The 21989-nt window shown below is 68.3% G+C and carries 24 protein-coding genes; 15 read left to right on the top strand and 9 right to left on the bottom strand.

What is annotated here, in order from left to right; genetic code table 11:
- Nucleotides 1-2: 2 nt before the first annotated feature.
- Genes VN461_14855 through VN461_14845 form a run of 3 tightly spaced genes read left to right on the top strand, consistent with a single transcriptional unit; the run spans nucleotide 3 to nucleotide 3701 of the window.
- Nucleotides 3-1757 (top strand): phospholipid carrier-dependent glycosyltransferase, encoded by a 1755-nt coding sequence (locus VN461_14855; protein ID HXB56062.1) that lies wholly within the window; start codon nucleotides 3-5, stop codon nucleotides 1755-1757.
- On the top strand, nucleotides 1757-3082 hold the full coding sequence (locus VN461_14850; protein ID HXB56061.1) for a sialidase family protein: 1326 nt from the start codon (nucleotides 1757-1759) through the stop codon (nucleotides 3080-3082). The genes VN461_14855 and VN461_14850 overlap by 1 nt, the downstream gene beginning before the upstream one ends.
- Nucleotides 3066-3701: a hypothetical protein gene (locus VN461_14845; protein HXB56060.1), complete on the top strand. Its 636-nt coding sequence runs from the start codon at nucleotides 3066-3068 to the stop codon at nucleotides 3699-3701. The genes VN461_14850 and VN461_14845 overlap by 17 nt, the downstream gene beginning before the upstream one ends.
- A gap of 31 nt (nucleotides 3702-3732) precedes the next feature.
- Here the strand turns inward: VN461_14845 and VN461_14840 are convergent, their stop codons facing one another.
- From VN461_14840 to VN461_14805, 8 genes are all read right to left on the bottom strand, one after another.
- Nucleotides 3733-5697 carry a hypothetical protein gene (locus tag VN461_14840; protein HXB56059.1) on the bottom strand — a complete coding sequence of 655 codons (1965 nt, stop codon included), beginning with the start codon at nucleotides 5695-5697 and terminating at the stop codon, nucleotides 3733-3735.
- A gap of 262 nt (nucleotides 5698-5959) precedes the next feature.
- Nucleotides 5960-7549 (bottom strand): 1,4-alpha-glucan branching protein domain-containing protein, encoded by a 1590-nt coding sequence (locus tag VN461_14835; protein ID HXB56058.1) that lies wholly within the window; start codon nucleotides 7547-7549, stop codon nucleotides 5960-5962.
- Nucleotides 7550-7558: 9 nt separating this feature from the next.
- A complete protein-coding gene (locus VN461_14830; GenBank protein HXB56057.1) occupies nucleotides 7559-8428 on the bottom strand; it encodes a DUF4912 domain-containing protein in 870 nt (289 codons plus the stop codon).
- A gap of 159 nt (nucleotides 8429-8587) precedes the next feature.
- Nucleotides 8588-9112 (bottom strand): hypothetical protein, encoded by a 525-nt coding sequence (locus tag VN461_14825; GenBank protein ID HXB56056.1) that lies wholly within the window; start codon nucleotides 9110-9112, stop codon nucleotides 8588-8590.
- On the bottom strand, nucleotides 9109-9645 hold the full coding sequence (locus VN461_14820; protein ID HXB56055.1) for a hypothetical protein: 537 nt from the start codon (nucleotides 9643-9645) through the stop codon (nucleotides 9109-9111). The genes VN461_14825 and VN461_14820 overlap by 4 nt, the downstream gene beginning before the upstream one ends.
- A gap of 5 nt (nucleotides 9646-9650) precedes the next feature.
- Complete coding sequence (locus VN461_14815) at nucleotides 9651-10265, bottom strand: sigma-70 family RNA polymerase sigma factor (GenBank protein ID HXB56054.1); 615 nt, start codon at nucleotides 10263-10265, stop codon at nucleotides 9651-9653.
- Between the two features lie 36 nt (nucleotides 10266-10301).
- Nucleotides 10302-10826, bottom strand: a complete 525-nt coding sequence (locus VN461_14810; GenBank protein HXB56053.1) for a periplasmic heavy metal sensor — start codon at nucleotides 10824-10826, stop codon at nucleotides 10302-10304.
- Nucleotides 10827-10850: 24 nt separating this feature from the next.
- On the bottom strand, nucleotides 10851-12941 hold the full coding sequence (locus tag VN461_14805) for a hypothetical protein (GenBank protein HXB56052.1): 2091 nt from the start codon (nucleotides 12939-12941) through the stop codon (nucleotides 10851-10853).
- A gap of 130 nt (nucleotides 12942-13071) precedes the next feature.
- Between VN461_14805 and VN461_14800 the strand changes: the two genes are divergently transcribed.
- The 12 genes from VN461_14800 (at nucleotide 13072) to frr (ending at nucleotide 21632) form a co-directional block, all read left to right on the top strand.
- Nucleotides 13072-13926: a hypothetical protein gene (locus VN461_14800; GenBank protein ID HXB56051.1), complete on the top strand. Its 855-nt coding sequence runs from the start codon at nucleotides 13072-13074 to the stop codon at nucleotides 13924-13926.
- Between the two features lie 53 nt (nucleotides 13927-13979).
- Entirely contained in the window at nucleotides 13980-14585 is a 606-nt protein-coding gene (gene lexA, locus VN461_14795; GenBank protein HXB56050.1) for a transcriptional repressor LexA, read from the top strand.
- A 36-nt stretch (nucleotides 14586-14621) separates the two neighbouring features.
- Nucleotides 14622-14930: a DUF3467 domain-containing protein gene (locus VN461_14790; GenBank protein ID HXB56049.1), complete on the top strand. Its 309-nt coding sequence runs from the start codon at nucleotides 14622-14624 to the stop codon at nucleotides 14928-14930.
- 49 nt (nucleotides 14931-14979) lie between these two features.
- Entirely contained in the window at nucleotides 14980-16071 is a 1092-nt protein-coding gene (locus VN461_14785; protein HXB56048.1) for a hypothetical protein, read from the top strand.
- 20 nt (nucleotides 16072-16091) lie between these two features.
- Nucleotides 16092-16871 carry an endonuclease III gene (gene nth / locus VN461_14780; GenBank protein HXB56047.1) on the top strand — a complete coding sequence of 260 codons (780 nt, stop codon included), beginning with the start codon at nucleotides 16092-16094 and terminating at the stop codon, nucleotides 16869-16871.
- Nucleotides 16868-17695, top strand: a complete 828-nt coding sequence (locus VN461_14775) for a carbon-nitrogen hydrolase family protein (GenBank protein HXB56046.1) — start codon at nucleotides 16868-16870, stop codon at nucleotides 17693-17695. The genes nth and VN461_14775 overlap by 4 nt, the downstream gene beginning before the upstream one ends.
- Nucleotides 17696-17830: 135 nt before the next feature.
- Nucleotides 17831-18262 (top strand): 50S ribosomal protein L13, encoded by a 432-nt coding sequence (gene rplM / locus VN461_14770; GenBank protein ID HXB56045.1) that lies wholly within the window; start codon nucleotides 17831-17833, stop codon nucleotides 18260-18262.
- A gap of 13 nt (nucleotides 18263-18275) precedes the next feature.
- Nucleotides 18276-18677: a 30S ribosomal protein S9 gene (gene rpsI / locus VN461_14765; GenBank protein HXB56044.1), complete on the top strand. Its 402-nt coding sequence runs from the start codon at nucleotides 18276-18278 to the stop codon at nucleotides 18675-18677.
- An 89-nt stretch (nucleotides 18678-18766) separates the two neighbouring features.
- A complete protein-coding gene (rpsB, locus tag VN461_14760; protein HXB56043.1) occupies nucleotides 18767-19537 on the top strand; it encodes a 30S ribosomal protein S2 in 771 nt (256 codons plus the stop codon).
- 87 nt (nucleotides 19538-19624) lie between these two features.
- On the top strand, nucleotides 19625-20311 hold the full coding sequence (tsf, locus tag VN461_14755; GenBank protein HXB56042.1) for a translation elongation factor Ts: 687 nt from the start codon (nucleotides 19625-19627) through the stop codon (nucleotides 20309-20311).
- Between the two features lie 25 nt (nucleotides 20312-20336).
- A complete protein-coding gene (pyrH, locus tag VN461_14750) occupies nucleotides 20337-21068 on the top strand; it encodes a UMP kinase (GenBank protein ID HXB56041.1) in 732 nt (243 codons plus the stop codon).
- 3 nt (nucleotides 21069-21071) lie between these two features.
- On the top strand, nucleotides 21072-21632 hold the full coding sequence (frr, locus tag VN461_14745; GenBank protein HXB56040.1) for a ribosome recycling factor: 561 nt from the start codon (nucleotides 21072-21074) through the stop codon (nucleotides 21630-21632).
- A gap of 167 nt (nucleotides 21633-21799) precedes the next feature.
- On the opposite strand, the gene VN461_14740 is transcribed toward frr, so the two are convergent.
- The gene (locus tag VN461_14740; protein ID HXB56039.1) at nucleotides 21800-21937 is read right to left on the bottom strand and encodes a hypothetical protein; all 138 of its coding nucleotides are present in this window, start codon (nucleotides 21935-21937) and stop codon (nucleotides 21800-21802) included.
- Nucleotides 21938-21989 lie beyond the last annotated feature (52 nt).

Raw genomic sequence — 21989 nt, 5'->3', positions numbered from 1 at the left:
CCATGAGCGGCGATCCCTCCGCCAAGACGCCGGTTTCCGTGGGCCCCACGGGGGGCCCGTCGGGCCTCGCCTGGCACGCACTCGTCGCCCTGCTGGCCGTGGGTGCGTATTTCTACGGCCTCGACGGACAGCACATCCCCAAGAACGGCGATGAGTGCCCCTACGAGCACATCGCGCGCCTGACCGCGCTCAGCGGCCGGCTCCTGCCCCTCCGGTCGGAACTGCCCGACATGCGCAACACCAAGCCCCCGCTGCTGTTCTGGCAAGGGATCGCCTCTACGGACGGGGGGCGAGACTGGACCCTGTGGAACCTCCGTTACCCCAGCGTCCTCTATACCCTGCTCACGGCGGCGACAGTGTTCCTGCTCGCCTGGAAGCTGTCCCATCGCCTGGAGACGGGCTTTTTGGGCGGGTTGAGCTTCATGGCCTTCTTCAGCACCTATCGCTTTGGGCGACCCTTTCTCACAAGTCCGGCCGAGGTCTTGTGGCTCGGACTGCCTTTCTTCGCTCTTCTCTACTGGCACCCGTTCGCCTTCGACTCCCGCTTCGTCTTCCCCATCCTCGCCGGCTTGGCGATTGGCCTCGCCCTCCTTTACAAGTCGTTTGCCCTCGCCGCACCCGCCAGCCTCGGCCTCGCTTGGTGGTATTGGCACCACCGCCGCTACCGGCTCGCGGAGTTTCTGACCAAGGACGCGCAGAAGGTCGTGCTCGCCACGTCGATCTCCCTCGCCCTCTTCAGTAGTTGGTTCCTCCTCGACCCGGATCCGGGGGCCATTTGGAGGGAGTTTGTCCTTGCCGAGAACCTCGGCAAGTTTGCCTCCCCGGGCGGCTACTGGCGGCAGCTCCTGAGCGGCGCCTCCAGCATCTGGAGCCTGGCCCTCGGCTATCCCGTGAACGCCGGCCTGCTCGCCGTCCCGGTGTTGGCGCTCTTCCTGATCGCCTTCAAGAGGCGCCACGAGTTGACGGACGAGGAAAAACTGCTCTGGATTTGGGTCTTCACCCTGTTTCTGACCTTCAGTCTTCCGAGCCAGCGGTCGAGCCGCTACCTCCTGCCCGCCATGCCCGCGCTGGCCGTTCTCCTCGCCCTCAACTGGCACCGGATCAGCAGGCGGGCGTTTGTCCTCACCCTCCTTCTGACCGCGACGGTGGTGACGGGGATCGCGTACTTGTCGGTCCGGCTGCAAGAGGCCGCCGCCGGCGGCATGCCGCCCTTTGGGTGGGGACACTGGCTGCTCCTGCTGGGCACCGAAGCCGTGGTTCTCGTCGGTCTGGGCCGGCCACGACTCACCCATGCCTGCGTCCACGCCCCCATCCTCCTGGGATTCTTGTGCTTCGCCGCCTTCCTCCGGCCCTTCGAGGGCCCCCGGGGCCGTTACCAGCCGCAGATTCAGCAGTACCTCAAGGGCAAGGAGGTGGGGGTACCCTACGACTTCATCGCGGGCGATGAGCGCTATCGCTTCTTGCTCCCCGGCGCGGACCTGCGCGGCTACCGCGAAGGGCCGGAGTCAACCGCCCCCGCGCTCCTCGCACGGTTTCCCATCGTGGCCGTCCGCCAGGCCCTCGCGGACCCGATCCCGCCGGAGGCCACCCTCCTCGGCCAGCGCTTGGATCTAAAGGGGCGCCACAACTCGCGCGAGCTGCGGGAGCTCCTCCTCGGGGGGATCGATCGTCAGCTCTTCATCAAGGAGCTCCTGCTCGCCTCCCCGCCCCGCGCTTCCGGCCCCGGGGACCCCGCCCCTAGCTCGAGCCCCCGTTGATGATGATGGGCACGAACGCGCCCGGCGGCGCCCCCTCTCGTCCGCCCCTCCTCCTCGCCCTCATCCTCTTCTCATTTGGCGCGGCCATCCTGAGAAACCCCGGTCTCCCCCCCGCACCCTTTCGAGCCTCTTCCCCGGTAGAGCGGGGGCCCGACGAGCCCCGCTTCGACAGCGCCTTCGTCTCCGCCCGCAACAACACCCAGGCCCACGCCGCCTCCCTGGTGGAGCTCAAGGACGGGCGCGTGCGTGCTTTCTGGTATGCGGGCAGCCGCGAAGGAGCGGAGGACGTCGAGATCCGAAGCGCCGTCTTCGACCCCCATCGGGGCGGTTGGAGCGGGGAGACCACGGTCGCGAGCCGGGAGAGCACGCAGGCCTCGGTGCGGCGGCTCGTCAAGAAGGTCGGGAACCCCACCGCGGGCCGCGCCGCGGACGGAAGGCTGTGGCTCTTCTACGTCACGGTCTCGGTGGGGGGCTGGGCCGGCAGCTCCATCACCGCCATGACCTCCTCCGACGAGGGAGAGGCCTGGAGTGCCCCTCGACGGCTCATCACCTCTCCCTTCGTCAACGTGAGCACCCTCGTCCGGGGGGCGCCCTTCCTCTACGCCGATGGAACCATGGGCCTCCCCGTCTACCATGAGTTCATCGGCCAGTTCGCAGAGCTCCTGCGCCTGGACGGGGCGGGCCGGGTCATCGACAAACAGCGGCTGAGCCCCAGCGGCTTCGGCCTGCAGCCGGTGGTCCTGGTGAGAGGCCCGAGCGAGGCGGTGGCCCTCATGCGCTACGCGGGCCCCGAACGGCACCCTCGCGTGGTCCGGTGCGTGACCCGGGACGCGGGACAGCACTGGACCCGACCGACCTGGTCGACCCTGTCCAACCCGGACGCCGCCCTCTCCGGGGTGGTGCTGCCCGACGGTCGACTCCTGGTCGCCCTCAACAACATCGAGGTCGACCGGGACGCTTTGTCCTTGGTGATCTCCGGGGACGGCGGGGAAAGCTGGGAGACCGTGCATCAGCTGGAGGACCAACTGGCCCGGCGGGAACGGCCCCCCGACGAGGGGCGCTATCTCCGGATCATCGAGCGGCTGGCCCGCGCCTCGGACTCCGCCCTCGCCGACCCCAGCGCCTACGGCCCCGCCGTCAAGCGGGCCATGCGCTGGGGCGACCGGTATCATTTCGAGTTCTCGTACCCGTCCCTGATCCAGACCCGAGACGGAGACTTTCACCTGGTCTACGCCTGGAACCGGACGCTCATCAAGCACGTCCGTTTCAATCGGGCCTGGCTGGACCAACAGCTGTCGGGTGCTTCCCATGCCGAGCCCCACTGATCTCGCCGGGCTTTGGAGCGCCGCCCTCCTGATCGCGGCCGCGCCCCTGCTCTGGCCCGGGGTCCGCCGCCTCCCCCGCGCCGGCCTTGCCCTCCTCTTGGCGGCGACCGCCATCCTCGCCCTGGCCCCCCTCGGGGGGCTAACGCCCGCCGGCTATGTCCGTGGCGTCCTGGGCGACCTGAGCCTCACCACCACCGTTTTGCTCCTGCGCGCGCTCGGCCGGCCGTTCTTTGGCTGGGGCCCCATCGACCCCCGGAGCCGGCTCGCCCTCCAAGGCGTCGTGGCCGGGGGCGGCCTCGCCCTCTATCCTTTTGCCCTGGGCCTCGGCCCCGTCGACCCCTACCGCCTGGGCTACGCCACGCCCTGGTTCGTCGGCTTGGTGCTGCTCCTGGCCCTGGCCGCCTGGCTTCAACGGCTGCCCCTGGTGAGCCTTTGCCTGGCCGGGGCCGTTCTCGCCTACGCCCTCGGCGGGCACGAATCCACCAACCTCTGGGACTACGTGCTCGACCCCCTGGTCTCGATCTGGGGGCTAACCGGCCTTCTCTTCCAGGGGGCAAGGCACCTCTGGCGTTCCTTGACCGCTCCGCACAAGCAGAGCTCGGGGAGCCCCCCAAGCTGATCGCGTGGGCCTGGCTGAACCCTTCTTTGGCCTAGGGTCGCGTTGCCGTGATGAAGTCGAAGCTCAGGGCGCTCGCCCCATCCGCCATGAAGACGAGGTTGGTGATGGTACTGGCGGGGGGCAAGGTAAGGTTGAAAAGCGTCACGTTGGTCAAGGCCACGGGGGGCGCGTGGAACCACGGCGCGGGCGTGGTCGAGATGCCACCCGAGGTCACCCAGAAGAGCGTTCCGTTGAAGTCAAACGCCCAGTACCAATCGACGGGAGCGGTGAGGGTGCCGGGCGACACATCCAGAGTCAGCAGGGTGGGGCCGCTGACCGTGACCACGGGCGGGGTCGGATGTTGCCCGTTGATCCTGAGGGTGATGACGGGCGCGGTAGTCCCGCACTCCGGGAAGCGGAAGGAGCCGATGCGGGTCCGCCAGTTGAAGGTGCCGTCCGCGGGAAGGTACTGGTTGGTGTACCAGAACGTACAGTCGTCGCTGGGGTCGATCGCCATCATCGAGTAGTCGCCCCACCGCTGGAGGCTGGCACCCTGGGCCCCGGCCCCGTCGATGATGGCCCCTTCTCCCTGTGTCATCTGTCCCGCCGGGTCGCCGGCGAGCCGACCCGTGTAGTGGATCTGCGGCTTCAACCCGGAGCCGGAAACGCTGAAGCCCAGGGCCAGGTTGCCGTCCCTATCCTGGGCAATCGAACCCATCCAGCGGTAGTTAGCATCGGGCGCATAGGTGCCTTGCTGGAAGAGGCTTGGGTTACCGCCCGCGTCGAGGCGAAGCTCGTACCATCGCACGCCGATGCTCGATCCCGCGGTGACCGAATGGTTGACGACCAGCGACTGGTGGCCGTCGGCGAAGTTGCGGTAGCCGAGGCGGTACATGAGACGGTCCCCCAGGGAGTCGAGCGAGCCCCCTCCCAGCTGTGGGATACAGGGTCCCGAGAGGCCGCAGGCCTCGCTGAAGGCCGCGGTGGAGAGCGTCGTGGGCCCCGTGAACGTGCTGTTGGCGGGGGTTGTCCAGTCCGTGTGGAACTTCCAGACCGCGAGCTGGTTCACGGCCGCCCCCAGGGCTACGAGCGGGTTGGGCGCGCCGGCGGGGGGGAGAAGCGCACTGTTGACGTGGGCGGGGAGCAGCCCGCCAAAGAAGACGCTGGTGCTGAAGCACTGCTGCGTGGCGGGCAGACCGAGCAACATCTTCGCCCGGTCGTAGGCGCAGGCCTTGGCCCCCTGGAACAGCGTCCCCGTGGGATCGAACATGTTGAAGGTGATGTAGTAGGCGTCCGGCCACACCGAGAGCTTGGAGTAGTCATTAAAGCTCGCGTAAGGAAACGCGTAGCGGTAGTACGCGCCCGTCGGATCAGGGGTCTTGGACACGGCCACGCACTGCAGGAACGGTCTCGTGGTCCCGTTCGCGCCCGTGACCGAAAACTGCGTGATGACCCAGCGGTCGGCGATCCGGTCATAGCTCACGATGGGGTCGCCATCGTTGTTCGCCTGGCAGTCCCCCCCGAAGCCGCTCCAGAGGGTGTTGATCGGCACCGGGCCAAAAACCGGCGCGCCGGTCTTGTCGAAGACCGCGAAGTCGGTGTTGACCGTCTCCACATAGTGGTTCGGGCCCACGTCTCCATTCGAGTCGGAGGGGGCGGAGTTGACGACGAATGTGCCCGACGGGCCGCTGAAACCGTCTCCCACTCCGTCCACGTTTACGCGCGGGGCGGGTGCAAGCGCCGGAGCCACGTCCGCCTGCAGCGCCTGGTCGGCGAGCGGGGGTCCGACTCGAAGGGGACGGGGCAGGGGCTTGGTTTCGTGGTCAGGGCGAGGGACCCGCGCGGCCGGGGGCAAGAGCCAGAGGGGCAGGGAGGCATCGTGGTGGACCGCTCCTGTGACCTCAGCCTGCTCCGGGGCAGGTCCGGCGGAAGCGTCGACTTCTTGACCCTGGGCCGGAGCGCAGAGGAGGCCCAGGACTCCAAGCGGGACTCCGAAGAAAGAAAGGACGCGAGCCATGGCAGACTCCTCGTGAGCGGGCCGCCCTTCAGCGGTGGCGGACAACGGCAGCGAAACGGATCCCCGCGCGTGCAGGAACCGAGAGAGGCCGAGGGATGTGGGGACCGTACTACGCGGCCCGAGAGCCTGTCAAGGACCGCCGAACCGACCGAGGCTCACAGTCGGAATGGCTCGCCCGCAATTCGTCCGGTCGATTCGAGGGGAGAGAACGAGACGGCGCCGGGCGGAAAACGCTCCTGTCCCAGTTCGAAAGCCACACCCCCTACGGCGTGTACACCCGATAGTCGATGTCGGGGAAGATGTTGTCGCGGTCTTCGAACTCCCGGAGGATCGGCTCCTCCAGGAACCCGCCGGAGAGCACGCGGTAGAGGTAGTCAAACCGCGCGATGTGGTCCCGGGTCTTCTTCTTGGCGTACTCCACGGTGGTGCCCGTCTTCATGATGAAAGCCCAGTCGGAAGCCTGGGCGAGGAGCAGCTCCCGGGCCGCCTGATTCAGGGCCCGTCGCTCGCGATCGTTCGGCGCCGGGTAGCGCCGGGCCAGCTCCACCATGCGCTCGGCGGCCATGTCCAGGTGAGGGTAGATCCAGTCGTTGCCCGGATTCAGCCACACCTCCGCATAGCCCTTGGCCCCCCAGGTGCACATGGGGGGCTGGACGACCTCGAGCTCCGGGAACTTTTGGAGGAATTCCGAGGGCGTGATGGGCTTCACCACCTCCTGGTCGAAGTGCATCTTGCGGAAGAGGTAGTTCAGGAAATCCGGGCCCTCGAACCACCAGTGCCCGAAGAGCTCCGCGTCGTACGGGCTCACCACGATTGGCGGGCGGCTGATCGTCCCCGCCAAGTGCTGCACCTGCTTCTGGCGGTTCTGGAGGAAGTTGCCGGCGTGGGTGGCGGCCTTCTCCAGGGCCCAGGCGCGAACGTAGGGCTGCTTGTCCCCCAGCCCCACCTTGCCCGTGACCCGGTAGTACTTGATCCCCAGGTTTCGGCGCGGACCGCCCCCCAGGAAGTCCGCCAGGTAGTCGAGGGGAAGCTCCCACCCCACGTCCTTGTAGAACTCGCGGTAGTCAGGGTCCCCGGGGTAGCCCGACTCCGCGCTCCACACCTGTCGCGAGGACTCCATGTCCCGACCGAAAAAGACGATGCCCCCCGGGGAGACAATCGGGGCGTGGACCCCGTAGCTGGGCCGGGGGTGGCCGTCGGTGAGCCCGTGGGCCTCCAGGAAGCTGAAGCGGAGGCCGACCTCCCGGAGGAAGGTCTCGTGCCCCGGGAAGTACCCGCACTCGGGGAGCCAGATTCCTATGGGATCGCGGTCGAGATGCTTTCGGTAGTGCTGGGCCGCCACATGCACCTGGGCGCGCACGGCCTGGGGCACGGGATCCATGAGGGGCAGGAACCCGTGGGTGGCGCCGCAGGTGATGATCTCCAGCTTGCCTGCGTCACGGTGTTTGCGGAAAGCCTGGAGCAGGTTCGAGCCGTAGACATCGCGGAAGACGTGCCGGATCCGGCCGAACTCGTGAACGTAGAATTGGGCCACGTCGTGGAAGCGGTGGTCGGCGTGCCGCGTCCGTTCCACCTCGCGCCCAGCCAGGTCCAGGAGGCTGTCCAGGTAGCGGTGGTACCGGGCGATAAGGAGCCCGTCCGTCATCATGGAAATGAGCGGGGGCGAGAGCGTCATGGTGAGCCGATAGTCCACGCCATCCGCGAGTAGGCCGTCGAGGGCCGCCACGAGAGGGACGTAGGTCTCGGTCAGCCCTTCGAAGAACCAGTCCTCTTCGAGGAACTGCGGGTACTCGGGATGCCGCACGTACGGAAGGTGGGCGTGGAGGACCGGACACCAGTACCCGGCAGGCATAAAGGGCTTCTAGCGCCGAAAGACGTCGCTGGCCCCGCCCGGCGAGAAGGCGTCGCTCGCCCCACCCGGCCCGGCCGGGGTGGGCTCGCGGGGCGCGCCCGGTCCGGAGCGGAGTCCGTCGCCGGACGGCCCCTGCCAGGGCCCGACCGCCTGACCGGGGGACGTCCGGCTCTCGTCCGCCTCTCCCGTCCCCGGCGCTTGCGGGGGCATGGCCGGCACTTGGCTATAGGTTATCCGGCGGGTGGCTCTTTGCGAGGATGGCCCCACGCGCGGAGTCACCACGGTGTTGCTCTCCGCCAGCCGACGGAACTCGCCCGAAGGCAGGGTCACGCCGAGCTCGGCCCGGTAGGAGCGGGAAGCGGAATCGCCCCGGACGTACCACCAGCGGGCTCCCGGGGGCAGGAGGATGTCGCTCGAGCCGCCGTGGACAGGATCCTTGATGCGCAGGGTGAGCCGCGACACCGCTAGCGCCCGCTCCCCCAGGCCCTGGCCCAGATCGCCCAACGATGCCGGGTTCACATCCCAATAGGCGAAGAGCCATTCCGGATCCTTGACCAGGAGCCGGACGCGGTTGACGCCGTAGCTCTCCGGGAAGAGGAAACGCTCCTCCTCGAACAGACGCGGGGGCAGATCGCGGGGAAGGAACTTAGCGGATCGGATGGCGTCTTCCTCGCTGAGCGCATTCTCGTCGCGCGGGGCGGGGGGTGCCGCCTTGGCCACCGGAGGGCGGCGGCCGATGTCTCCCCTCCTCCGGCCCGGCCGGGAGGCGCCTGGGCGCTCACCCGCCTTGGCAGGACCCTCCCCGCGCGCGGGGCGCGGCCCGGGGCCGCCTTTTCTGGGCTTGGCCTTAGCCGCCTTTGCCGCGACGGGAGGCTTCACGGGCCTCCGCGCCGGCTTTGCGGGCGAGGTCTTCCCCGGCTTTCCGGTCCTCGGCCCTCGTCCCTGGCCGCCGCTGCTCTTTGCCATGACGCCGCAGTATAGGGGACGACCGAAAGAGCGGCAAGCCTCCGGACCGCTCGCCAAGCCTCCGCTAGCGGGTCAGGGGTCCTGGGCCGGGCGATCCCGGGGGGGACGGTCCGCAGGCTGTCCCTGGCGGCGTATCTGGTTCATGAGCTCCCGGATCTTCTGCTCGACCTCGATCTCGAGAACCCGGAACTTGGCCTGCTGGAGAGGGGTCAGGGCGGCGTCGATCGCCTCCAGGCTCTTTTGGACCTTCCAAGGCCCGTCGCTCTCCAGTGCCTTCAGCTCCCGCAAGGTGTCCAGCACCTGCGGCTCGGTGGCCGTGCCCGAGTTCAGCTCCCGTCGCAGCTCCCGCACCGTCTTGTTGCGCCGCTGCACGAAGTCACGGCGGTCGCTCTGAAGATGGCGAACCAGCGGCAGCAGCTTCACGAACTGCTCGTCGCTGAGACCGAGGCTCTCCTGGAGGTTGCTCACGATGTAGGCATCGATCATCTTCGCCGCCTCCAAGCCCGGGCCGCTGCGGGGCGCGGGGGGGCCGGGAGTCTGGGTGGGACCAGCGGCGCTCAGAAGGGCGAGGCCGGCGACCAGGAGGAGAGAGCTCACAGCTCGCCCTCCTTCAGTTTCTTTCGCAGCGCATCGGTCAAGGCCAGGCTCTCCTCCTCCGACAGGTCGCCCAAAAGCTCGGCCACGCCCCGGCCCTCCCTCGGCGGAGCCAGCTCCGGATCCGATGCCGCCAGGCCCTGGAGAACGACCCATCCCGGATCCTCCTCCGAAGGGGGCAGCGCCGACCAGGCGGGGACGACCGGGGCTAGCGACCCCGGGGCGACCGCAGGCGCCCTGAGGCTGGGAACGATGACCACGAGGGCGGCGGCCGCGGCCAGCAGGGGAACCAGCCTCCACCACCAGGAGGTCCGATCCTCGCTGACGAGGCGCCGGCCCACCTGGCGCCGGAAGGCCTCCCAATACAGCGGGGTTGGTTCCGGCACCTCCGCCTCGTGGGCGAGAGCGAGGCCGAGCGCAGCTTCGTCCACGCGGCGCCGACAGGCGGAGCAGACGGTCACGTGCGCGCGCGCGTCCCCATCCGCGGCGCCTTCCACGACATCCAGCAGTCTCTCTTCCGACAGGTGCTTTGCCATCGACTTCACTCCCCGCCCGCCACGGCCAGGATGCGCCGGAGGTTTCCAAGGGCATGGAAGAGGTTTGCCTTCACCGTCCCCACCGTCGAGCCAAGAATGACGGCCACCTCTTGATGCGTGAGGTCGTTGTAGATCTTCAGGATCAAGGTGGCGCGCTGCTTCTCGGGCAAACGGCGGACGGCCTCGCGAACCCGCCGCGCTTGTTCCTCCCTCTCCAGCTGCTCCCCCACGGCCGCCGAGGTGTCCGGAAGGCCCTCGGGAAGCTCCTCCCCCGGAGGGCGGCGGGAGGCGCGAAAGTTGAGACAGGTGTTGACCGCGATCCGGTAGAGCCAGGTCGAGAACGAGCTGTCGCCCCGGAAACGGCCCAAGGCCCGGTATGCCTTGATGAACACCTCCTGGGCCATGTCGTTGGCGTCCTCGTGGTTGTTCACGTAGCGGTAGCAGAGCCGATAGACGTCCCGCTGATACCTTTCCACGAGCCGGTCGAAGGCCTCGCGCTCCCCGCCCTGGCAGGCCTCGACGGCCTCGCGGTCCTCCACGTGGAGGCGCGACCCCAAGGCGGGCGGCCTCTCCCCGGCCACGGCCAGGGCGAAGGGTGAAACGAGCGTCTCTGCGGTCACGGTGGAACCCACTGTCGCACCGAGCTTAGCAGGCTGTCAACGAGGCGCCCCCGGCGTGTCCGCCCCCTCGTCATCCCTCTCACGGTCTCCCCCGCCCGCCCCACCCGGCCCGGGCCGGCGCTCGCCCCGCTGCGGAGGACCTTCCCGTCCGCGCCACCGCTGCTCGCGGAGCAGATTTCGGAGTTTTTGGTGCTGGTCGGGGGTGACGACCTTCCGGAGGGCCAGCTGGGCATCCACCCGCGAGCGCAGGGTCGCCGCCTGCAAGTCGCTCAGCTCTTTCACCTTGGCGTTCAGGGCCTTCTCGTCGATAGAGGGGACATCGAGCAGCTCCTCCATCTCCATACGGGCGATCGCCATGTCAGCCCGCCGTCGGATGGCCAGTTTTCGCTGGTCGCCCCAGAGTTTCTTAAGCTGGGTGACCTGGGCATCCGTGAGCCCCGCCTGCTGTTGCATCCGCGCCATATCCGGGCCCGCCGCCGCGGGATCGGGATCCGGGAGGGCGGCCAAAGCCGCTCCGCCCGCGGCGAGCACGCCCATCGCCAACAAGAGGTGCCTTTTCATCGGTGTCCTCCTCCCCTCGGTGGATTAGACCGGATCTACTCTCGAGGGTTGAGGCTCTAAGCTCAATGAGTGCAGAAGGAAAGGCCCTCCCCCCCGGACAAGAAGGGTCACGGCTCCGCCCTGCCGCACCTCGAAGACGCCGGTCCAGCCGGGACCCACCGGGGCCAAGGGCCAGAGGCCCTCCGGCGCCCCAGGAGCGTCCGGGCGTGCGACGAGGACAGGGGAAGATTGCGTCGGAGCTAGATTTTCCGCTTCAAGAACGATCCGATACCGCCCAGCGGGCAGCGTCAAACGGCTACCCAGTTCGGCGCCCTCGGGATGCCGATGAGGCTCGTAAAGGGGCCCCCAGGCGAGATCCGAGGGACCCCAACGGGCGGCCGGGCCCGCCCAAGCCCAGCCCGGCACTTCGAGCGCCCGCTGCCCAATCAACCGCACTGCATCCCGGCCGCCCACCCGAGCGTGCGACAGGGACGAGGCGATGCCGGCAGCCGCAATGAGGCCCAGCGAGGCCGCAGCCATTCGGGTCGGGGTCGCCGGCGATCGCCGTCGGCTGACGGCCAGCACGAGCGCGGCGCCCCAGACCAGGCTCAGGCGGTAACGGTCAGGATCTGCAAGGACATGGCCGGGAAGCAGCCGCGTCCACTCCTCAGCCCCGGAATAGGCCCTGAAGAGGGGCGCGGTGTCGTCCCGATCGCGGTGGACCAGGCGGGGCTCCCAGGCCCCCAGAACGCCGGCCCAAAGGCTCCACCCGATGAGAAGGGCCCCCCCCGCTCCCAGTCCCCGCTGGACGGCCAGGCTGCTGAGCAGGGCCAGGATTGGGATAACGGGCACGAGGAACCGGGCAGGGGGGTTGAAGCCCCCTCGCCACATCGGCCACGAGGCGGCGGTCAAGAAAACCACGGCCAGGAGGGCCATCGACGTGATTGACTGCTTGCGATCTTTGCGCCAATGCGACCAAAACCCGGGAAGGGCCAGAACAAAGAGGGGGGCGTACACCAGCAGGCCAAACTCCTGATCCAGCAAAAGACCCGGCAAACCCTCGGGAACGTTGGTGAGCGATATCTCGGGCCGCCGACCGTAGACCCGGCGAGGGTCAAAAAATCCATAAAGGACGGAATGATACGCGGCGATTCCCAGCGCGGAAACCAGACTCGGAAGGGCTAAAGCCAGGGACCGGGACCGCCCTGGCCGGCTCCAAAGGCCGTAAACGAGCAGGATGAGGGCTAGAGGAGCGTATCGGATGTTCAGCCAGGGCAAGAAGGCCAACCCCATGCCCAAGCCGAGGGCGGTCTGTAACTTCCAACCCTTCACGTCTTGGGCCTGCCGGAGCACGGTGGCGAGGATCAGCGCCGCGGGCACCTCGGTGAAGATCAGGCCTGCATAGTGGATGAGCGGAGGGCTCAACGCGACAACCCACCCCATTCCCTCCGCCAAGGGGTCGGATCCGGTGCCGGTCCGCAATAACTCCCGAATCTGCCAGGCCAGGAGGGCCGTAAGGAGGGCCATGAAAAAGGAGGCAGCCGGATAACCTCCTAGCGCATAAACCGGCAAGATGAGGAGGGAGAGGCCCACCGCGTGGAGCGAGTAGATCTGTCCGCCCTTGCCCCGGACCCGGTAGTGAGGGGCGAGCGGGCCGTCATGAAAGGCCAGGTACCGGCCCTCGGAAAACCCCTTCTCTGGCGAAAGGTTGCCCTCATGCCAAAGGCTGTCCGCCACCATGAGGTACTGCGGCTCATCACCCTCGGGCCCAACCTGGAGTTGCGAGCGGGCGGCGATGCCGGCGTAAAGCAAGAAGACGACGGGCAGGAAGACCGCGCGGGAGAGCCGAGGGGCCGCCTGGCTTAGGACGACCGCCACCACCGCCAGCACAAGGGCGAAAAGGGGAGGCCCGGAAACCGCCCGCACCCCCGGGAGAGGCAAGCCGGACAGGAGGAGCAGCAGCGGCAAGAGCAGGCCCAGGCCGGCCATGCCCACGGAGGAGGCAGCCCCCCAGGTTGCCGCCGCAGTCGAACCGAGGATGATCAGGAGGAGGCCGGCGACGCCCGGCACGCCCAGGAGAAGCCCATTCGGGCGGGCCGCCGCCCCACCTAGGGCCAGGCACGCCACGGCAGCCAAGGTCGCCCATCCGGCCGCAGACGTCCACGTCGTCCGGCGCACCATGGGCGCTGGGCATTCTACCCTCCAGGGATCGCTTTTCCCGTTGACCCCTCCGGGCCTGAGGTTCATAGTGGAGCAGGAGGGTGCCATGCGCCGAGCCGTCCTGGTTCTTCTCTGCTTTACCCCGACCCTGGCGGGTGCGGACGAAGTCTTGCTCAAGGGAGGCGGCAAGGTGACGGGTGTCATCGTCGAGCGCACGGCGTCGTCCGTCGTCGTAGAGGTGGGGCCCGGGCTTGTCACCCTGCCCCTTTCGCGCGTACTCGCCATCCAGGAAGGCCCCACTCCCCTCGCCCTCTATCGCGAGCGTGCCTCGGGACTCTCCCGCACTGACCTCGCGGGCTGGCTGGCCCTGGGACGGTGGGCCCGTCAGCAGGACCTGCTCACCCAGTCGCGCGAGGCTTTCACGCACGCTCTCTCGATCGACCCCGCCAACGGCGAGGCCAATGAAGCCCTGGGCCGGGTCCTCGTGGGCGATCACTGGGCCAGCGCCGAAGAAGGGTATCGCGCCCGCGGCCTGGTTCCCTTCGACGGGCGCTGGGTGACGCTGGCGGAGCATGCCGCGCTTTTGCGCGAGGAGGCGGAGGCGGATGCCGCGTACGGGGCTCGGGTGGAGGGCGAGGCCAGGGCACGCGAGGCCGAGGCCCGGGCGCGTGAGGCCGAGGCCCGAGCGCGCGCCGCGGAAGCCGAGGCCCAGCAGGCCGAAGCCGGCTACGGCGGCATGGGCCTGGGTTACGGTGCGGCGGGAGTCCCCTACCTGCCCTATGGCGGCTTTGTAGCGTTGCCCCGCTTCTCCGTCCGCCGCCACGCCTTCCGGGGGCAGTCGGTCCCGTCCTCGATCCCCCCCAGCGTCCGCCACACGTTCTCGGATCGCGGTCCGGTCGCGCGCGCGGGCCCGCCCGCCTCGCCCCTGCCGAGCCATCGATCTGGGCGCGCGAAGCCCTGACCGATCGCGACCCCGGCTTGACTTTCGCCTAAGTTTCGCCTAAGCTGTCGGTCGTGCATCTGACCCGGCGCCAGAAAGAGATCCTGGACTTTCTCACCCGGCACATCGACCGCAAAGGCTACGCTCCCACCATCGAAGAGATCGGTGATCACTTCGGGCTCAGTTCCCTGGCCACCGTCCACAAGCACCTCACCAACCTGCAGGGGAAGGGCCTCATCAAGCGGGCCTGGAACCGAAGCCGGGCCCTCGAGCTGGTCCCCACCGAGGTCGTGGTCCGCGCCGTGGAACTGCCCCTGCTGGGAAGGGTCGCGGCCGGGACCCCCATAGAGGCCATTGAGTCCACCGAGACCATCTACGTACCCGAGGACATGCTGGGACGGGGGGAGACCTACGTCCTCCAGGTCAAGGGAGACTCGATGATCGACGAGCAGATCCGGGACGGCGACTACGTCATCGTCGAGAACCGGAAGGTCGCTCGCGACGGAGAGATGGTGATCGCCCTCCTGGAGGGCGAGAACGTTACCCTGAAGAAGCTCTATCGCGAAGCAGATGGGCGTGTGCGGCTTCAGCCCGCCAACGCCCGGATGAGGCCAATTCTCGTGGACGAGGGCGACCTCCGGGTCCAGGGGGTCGTCATCGGCGTGCTCCGCAAGTACTAGACGCAGTAAACTGGCCGCCGGAGGCCCGCCCACCCCATGGAGAACGAGAAGAAATCCGTCAATTTCACGGTCGTGCCCGACGAGACCTCGAACGTCCCCCGCGTCTATAGCAACTTCTGCTCGATCCAGAACTCGCCCTTCGACTTCACCCTGACCTTCTGCGAGATGCTGCCCATCAGCGAGCGCGAGGTCCAGCAAGCCCAGACGACCCACATCGTGAAAGCGCCCGTCCGGGCCCGCATGGTCGTACCCGTGCAGATGATCCCCGGCCTCATCGCCGCCCTCCAGGAGAACTTCCGCCTCTACCAAGACTCCTTCGCCCCCCCCAAAGGCCCCCTGCACTGACCGCCGGCGGCGGACCCGCTACGGCTGGGTCCCGTCCTATGCTTGTCACGTGAGCGAACGTCGGCGGCGGATCCTGCACGTTGACCTTGATCCTTTCTTCGTCTCCGTCGAGCGGAGCTTGGATCCGGGCCTGCGCGGACGCCCGGTCATCGTCGGGGGGGACGACGCTTCGTCTGCCCTCGTGGCCGCGGCCAGTCCAGAGGCCCGCCTGGCCGGCGTGCGCCCCGGGCAATCCCTGGCCAAGGCTGGTCGCCTCTGCCCCCAAGGCGTCTTTCGCCGCGGCGATCTCGACACCTACAGCCGCTTCAGCGACGATGTGACCGCGATCCTGCTCGCGGCCAGCCGCCGCGTGCTGCGGCCTTCGGCCGACGAGGCCTACGTGGACCTCACGCCCGAGGATCCGTCCGGCCCCAACCCGGTCCCGGCCGCGGAGAAGATCAAGGACGAAATCCAACGCCGGCTCGGGCTCGACGCCTCGCTGGGGATGGCCTCGTCCCGCCTGGGCGCCCGGGCTGCCTCCTCTTGGGCCCGGCCGCGTGGATTTCTGCTCGTCCTGCCGGGCTACGAAGCGTCCTTCCTGAGCGGTCAGCCCCTGTCGTTCCTGGCCGCCCTCCCCCCGCACCTGGAGGCGGCCCTGCGGCGGGCGGGTCTCACGACCCTCGGGCATGTGGGGCAGGCCGAGGAATCCGCGCTCGCCGCCGTCGTGGGGGCCGCCGCCGCCCCCCGTCTCCGGGCGGCCGCCCGCGGCGAGCACGAGGAGCCGATCCCCGTCACCGCCCCCCCCGCCTGGATCCTGGAAGAGGTGACCATCCGGGACCGGCGATCGGACCGGACGGCGCTGGAGGCGGTGGTGGAGGGCCTGGCGAGCCGCGCCTGCCGGCGGCTCCGCGGCTTCAATCTCCGCACTCGCCAGGTGACGGTCGAGGTGCAGCGGTCCGCGGATGCCGTGCGCCGGAGCGACAGTTTCAGCCCGGGGGTCTCCGATGAGGAGACCCTCCGCTCTGTGGTCCGAGCCTTGGCCGGTCCCCTCCTCGAGCCGGGCCCAAGCGTGCGTGGGCTCCGGGTCCGCCTTGGCCGCCTCGAGCGCCCGGACTCCCAGTCTCTCCTCTTCCCCGAGGCCTTCGAGGCCGCCCGCCGCTGAGCCGGGCTAGAATCTTGCGGATGAGGGCCCCCGGGAAGAGCCGGACCGCGCGCAGGGGCGTGTCGCGCCGCCTCGGCTCGGTCAGACCCCGGCCGCGCAAGCCACGCCCGACCACGGGCTTCGCGACGCGGATCCTCGACATCCTGGAGAAGGCCCACCCGGAGGCCACCTGCGCCCTGTCCTACGCCAACCCCTTCCAGCTCGCGGTGGCCACCATCCTTTCCGCCCAGTGCACCGACGAGCGCGTGAACATGGTCACCCCCCGCCTGTTCGCTCGCTTCCCCACCCCCGCCGCCCTCGCCGCTGCCCCTTCCGCGGAGCTCGAAGACATCATCCGCTCGACCGGCTTCTTCCGCGCCAAGGCGCGCAGCCTGGTCGGCTTTGCCCAGGGACTCGTGGCGCGTCACGGCGGTGCGGTTCCCCCGAGCATGGACGCGCTCGTCCAGTTGCCCGGCATCGGCCGCAAGACCGCCAACGTCGTCCTCGGACATGCCTTCGGCGTCAACGAGGGGATCGCGGTGGACACCCACGTGCTCCGGGTGGCGAATCGCTTAGGCCTCGTGGCCGACGACGACCCGGTGGCGGTCGAGGCCCAGCTCATGAAGCTGATCCCCCGCGAACGCTGGACCCGCACCACCGACCTCATCATCTTCCACGGCCGCAAGGTGTGCGATGCTCGGCGGCCGGCCTGCGGGGCTTGCCCGCTCTTTGGCCTCTGCCGTTGGGAGAGCCGTCAGGCCTGGGCCGCGAGCGAGGGGCCTCCGCGGGCCGCGGGCCGGAGCCCAAGGAGGGCGCGATGACGCCAACCAGCGGGAACGGTCGTATCCTCGCCGCCGCCGTGCAAATGACGTCCACCGCGGACGCGGAGCGGAACCTGGCTGCGGCGGAAGGGCTGGTCGAGGAGGCCGCTTCCCGCGGCGCCGCCCTCGTTGGCCTGCCCGAGAACTTCGCTTACCTGCGCGCGGAGGGCCAGCCGGTGCCGGAAGCCCAGGCGCTCGACGGGCCTTGGGTGGGCCGCATGTCCAACCTAGCCCGCCGCCTGAGAATCACCCTCCTGCTCGGGAGCATCCCGGAGAAGGTGTCCGGCGACTCGCGCGTCCGCAACACATCCCTTCTCCTGGGTCCGGACGGCCGCACCCTGGCCGTCTACCGCAAGATACACCTTTTCGACATCGACTTGCCGGGGATGGAGCACCTCAAGGAGTCGCGTTCCGTCGTGCCCGGCGACGAAGTGGTCCTCGCCGAGGCGCCCTTCGGACCGATGGGCCTCTCGATCTGCTACGACCTGCGCTTCCCCGAGCTCTACCGCGAGCTGACCCGCCGGGGGGCCCGCGTCCTGGCCGTCCCCTCCGCCTTCACGGAGCGAACGGGCAAGGCCCACTGGGAAGTGCTGCTGCGCGCCCGGGCGATCGAGAACCTCGCCTACGTGCTGGCCCCGGCCCAAGTCGGCACCCACGGGCCGGGTCGGGCCTCTCACGGACAGGCCATGATCGTCGACCCTTGGGGCGCGGTCCTGGCCCAGGCGCCCGAGGGGGAAGGCGTGGCTCTGGCCGAGCTCGACTTCCCGCGCCAGGACCGGATCCGCCGCGAGCTTCCGGCCTTGGACCACGCCCGTCTACGCTGAGGCGGGGGGGCGCTCCCCTCACAAGGAGCCCGGAAGGTGCCGCAAATCCAGGGGATACCCTTGACAGAGCGGCCGTGATGCTTTATAAGTTAAAGGTTTGCAGCGCGCGCGGGAGACGCGCACGAGGGATACCGGATGCCGACTTACATACCGAAGGCCGACCCCCTGGAGCGGAAGTGGTTCGTGATCGACGCCAAGGGCAAGGTCCTCGGCAAGCTGGCCGCGATCGCCGCGTCCGCGCTCACCGGCAAGCGGAAGCCGATCTACACGCCCTTCCTGGACACAGGTGATCACGTGATCGTAATCAACGCCGCTCTGGTTCACCTCACGGGAAGAAAGGCAACGGACAAGCTCTACCGGCACCACACGGGATACGTGGGGGGCCTGAAATCAGTGGCGGCGGGCGACTTGAGAAGGAAAAACCCCGCGCGCGTGGTCGAAGAGGCGATCCGGGGGATGCTCCCCAAGACCAAGCTGGGACGGGCCATGTTCCAGAAGCTGAAGGTCTACGCGGGCGACCACCACCCCCACCAAGCCCAGAAGCCCCTGGCGATGCCCGTCAAGTGAGGAGAGGGGAGCATTGAGCACGACCGCCCTAGAGTATTACGGCACCGGCAAGCGCAAGACCTCGATCGCTCGTGTCCACCTCCGCCCAGGCACGGGGGAGATGAAGCTGAACGAGCGCAACATGGAGGAGTTCTTCGGCGGCCACGAGGCCCTGAAGATGCTCGTCCGGCAGCCGTTCGCGCTGACGGAGACGACCGACAAGTTCGACGTCCTGGCCGTCATCCATGGGGGGGGAGTGTCCTCCCAGGCCGGGGCCCTACGGCACGGCATCTCCCGCGCCCTCTGCGTATTCAACCTGGAACTCCGGGGCAAGCTCAAGAAGGCCGGCTTCCTTACCAGGGACGCCCGCATCAAGGAGCGCAAGAAGTACGGGCAGAAGGGGGCCCGCCGTCGGTTCCAGTTCAGCAAGCGTTGATTTCGAGCCCTGCGGGGCCGGAAAGCCCTCGGACCGCCGCGGCCCGGGGCTGACGCGTTAAGGAGGCAGTTTTGTCTACGACCGTGACCATGAAGGAGCTTCTGGAGGCGGGGGTCCACTTCGGCCACCAGACCCGCCGCTGGAACCCGAAGATGAAGGATTACATCTTCGGGGAGCGCAACGGCATCTATATTGTCGACCTCCAGAAGACCCACCGCCTGCTCCAGGACGCCCTGCAGTACGTGCAGGATCTGGCCGCCCAAGGCAAGACCCTCCTCTTCGTCGGCACCAAACGCCAGGCGCAGGAGGCCATCGCCGAGGAGGCCAAGCGGTGCGGGATGCCGTATGTGAATGAGCGCTGGCTGGGCGGGCTCCTGACCAACTTCGTCACCGTGCGCAAGAGCCTGGACCGGCTGAAGGAGCTCGAGCTCATGTCGACGGACGGGCGCCACGAGCGGCTGACCAAGAAGGAGATCGCCCACCTCGAGAAAGAGCGGGGCAAGCTCGAGCGAAACCTCCAGGGCATCAAGACCATGAAGTCGGTGCCGGATGCCGTCTTCGTGATCGACACCCGCAAGGAGGCGATCGCGGTGGCCGAAGCCCGCAAGCTGAGGATCCCGGTGGTGGGCGTAGTGGACACGAACTGCGACCCCGACGAGGTGGACGTGGTGATACCGGGTAACGACGACGCTTTGCGCGCCATACGCCTCTTCGCCAGCCGAATGGCGGACGCGGTGCTTGCCGGCCGCGGTCTCCGCGAGGCGCGGACGCCGGACCCGGCGACAACGGGCGGCGAAGCGGCCGAGGTGCGACGGCCCAAGCCCCGGCCCCCGGTCGTCGCCCCCACCACCCCCGCCTGAGGGCGGGGTCGAGCTCGGCCGGGGACGGTCGCGGGACCGTCGTCCCGACATTCGTGACGGCTCATCGCCTTCAATGAGGAATTATCCATGAGCATTTCGGCGGATATGGTGCGCAGGCTCCGCGAGGAGACGGGCGCGGGCATGATGGAGTGCAAGTCGGCGCTCGTCGAGGCCAAGGGCGACGCCCAGAGCGCCCGCGAGATTCTCCGCAAGAAGGGCCTGGCCGCGGCGGCCAAGAAGGCCGGCCGCGCGGCGTGCGAAGGACTGGTCGGGTCCTACATCCATCCCGGGGGTAGGATCGGGGTGCTGCTGGAGATCAACTGCGAGACCGACTTCGTGGCCAAGACCGCGGAGTTTCAGGCTCTGGTGAAGGACGCCGCCATGCACATCGCGGCCGCTGCTCCGCTCTATCTCGCGAAGGAGAACGTCCCGGCCGCGGTCCTCGAGAAGGAGAAGGAGATCTACCGGGCCCAGGCCGCCGCCCAGGGCAAGCCGGCGTCCGTCCAGGAGCGGATGGCGGAGGGCAAGCTGAAGGACTTCTACGCCGCCTTCTGCCTCCTCGAGCAGCCCTTCGTGAAGGACGGCAAGATTACGGTGGGCGACCTGGTGCAGGAGAAGATCGCCCTTCTGAAGGAAAACATTGTCGTCCGCCGCTTCTCCCGCTTCCGGCTGGGCGAGGACCCCGCTAGCGGGGATGATCCGGGCCAGGGAGTAACATCCGCCCGCCCGGATCCGGACCCGGAGGGTCTTCGGTCAGCGCCGGCTCCGCGGTAGGATTAGGGCGGACGGCAGGAGCACCATGCCCGGCGCCAAGAAGGCCCTCGCCTACCACCGGATCCTGCTCAAGCTCTCCGGCGAGGCTCTGCTGGGGGATGACAAAGCCTTCGGCATAGACCGGGCCTTCACCGACTACCTGGCGGGGGAGATCAAGGAGATCCACGACCTGGGTCTGGAAATCGCGGCCGTGGTGGGAGGGGGCAACATCTTCCGCGGGGTCTCCGACAGCGCCTCCGGGATGGACCGCATTTCCGCCGACCACATGGGCATGCTCGCCACCGTGATCAATGCCCTCTCCCTCCAGGACGCTCTCGAGCGGGTGGGCGTCTTCACCCGCGTGCTCTCCGCCATCGAGATGCAAGAGGTGGCGGAGCCCTTCATCCGGCGCCGCGCCATCCGCCACATGGAGAAGAAGAGGGTGGCCATATTCGCGGCCGGTACCGGCAACCCCTACTTCTCTACCGACACCGCCGCCGCCCTCCGGGCCATGGAGGTCAAGGCCGACATCATCCTCAAAGGGACGAAAGTGGACGGCATCTATGACGCGGATCCCATGAAGAACCCGAAGGCGAAGAAGTTCGACCGCCTGACCTACTTCGAGGTGCTGCAGAAGGGCCTGAAGGTGATGGACACCACCGCCATCTCTCTCTGCATGGACAACCGCCTCCCGATCATCGTTTACGATCTCAAGCGCAAGGGGAACCTGCGCCGGATCGTGCTCGGCGAGAAAATCGGGACCCTCGTCAAGGAGTAGCCCATGGCCATCAAACCTCTGATCGCGGACGCGAAGCAGCGGATGCATACCTCCGTGGAGACCGTGCTCCGCGAGTTGGCGACCATGCGGACGGGACGGGCCTCTCTGTCCATGCTGGACGGGATTCGGGTCGACTACTACGGCAACCCGACCCCCCTCAACCAGGTGGGAAACCTAGGCACCCCCGACCCCACCCTCATCACCCTCCAGCCCTGGGATCCCTCCCTGCTCCCCGCTATCGAGAAAGCCATCCGCACCTCAGACTTGGACCTGAACCCCCAGAACGACGGCAAGATCATCCGCATCCCCATCCCCTCCCTCACCGAGGAACGGAGGAAGACCCTGGTCAAGCACGCCCACAAAAGCGCGGAGGATGGGCGGGTGGCCATCCGCAACGTGCGGCGCGACGTCAACGACCACCTCAAGAAGCTCCTCAAGGACCACCAGGTCAGCGAGGACGACGAGAAGCACGCGGTGGCCGAGGTGCAAAAGCTCACCGACCAGCACATCGAGGAGATCAACGCCGCCCTCAAGAAAAAGGAAGCCGAGATCCTCGAGGTCTGAAAGGCACGCCGCCGTGCCCTGCTCTCCCCGGGCAGAAAAGCCCCCGCCGGCTATTGCCCCTTCGAGCGCCGCGCCAGATCGTCCTTGAACTTCGGGCTGACCTTGAAGCCAGCCTTCTCGGCCAGCCTGATCTCCCCCTCTGCCTCGTCGAAGCGGCCGGTGAGCATTTAAACGACGGCCAGGTTGTTGTGGGCTTCGCCGAAGCCGGGTTTCACCTTGATACCCGCCAGATACTCGCGCTCGGCGTCCCCGAGCGCGCCTGAGCGGTAGTAGGCGCTCCCCAGAGCCAAGAAGGGGTCCGCCAAGGAGGGTCCCTCGCCACCCTGCTCTCTCGACCGCGGCCGAGGGTCGTATAAT

The sequence above is a fragment of the Vicinamibacteria bacterium genome (genome assembly GCA_035570235.1).
Taxonomy (GTDB): Bacteria; Acidobacteriota; Vicinamibacteria; order Fen-336; family Fen-336; genus DATMML01.
The sequence above is the reverse complement of the archived record's forward strand: the minus strand, read 5'-3'. Positions and strand labels throughout refer to the sequence as shown.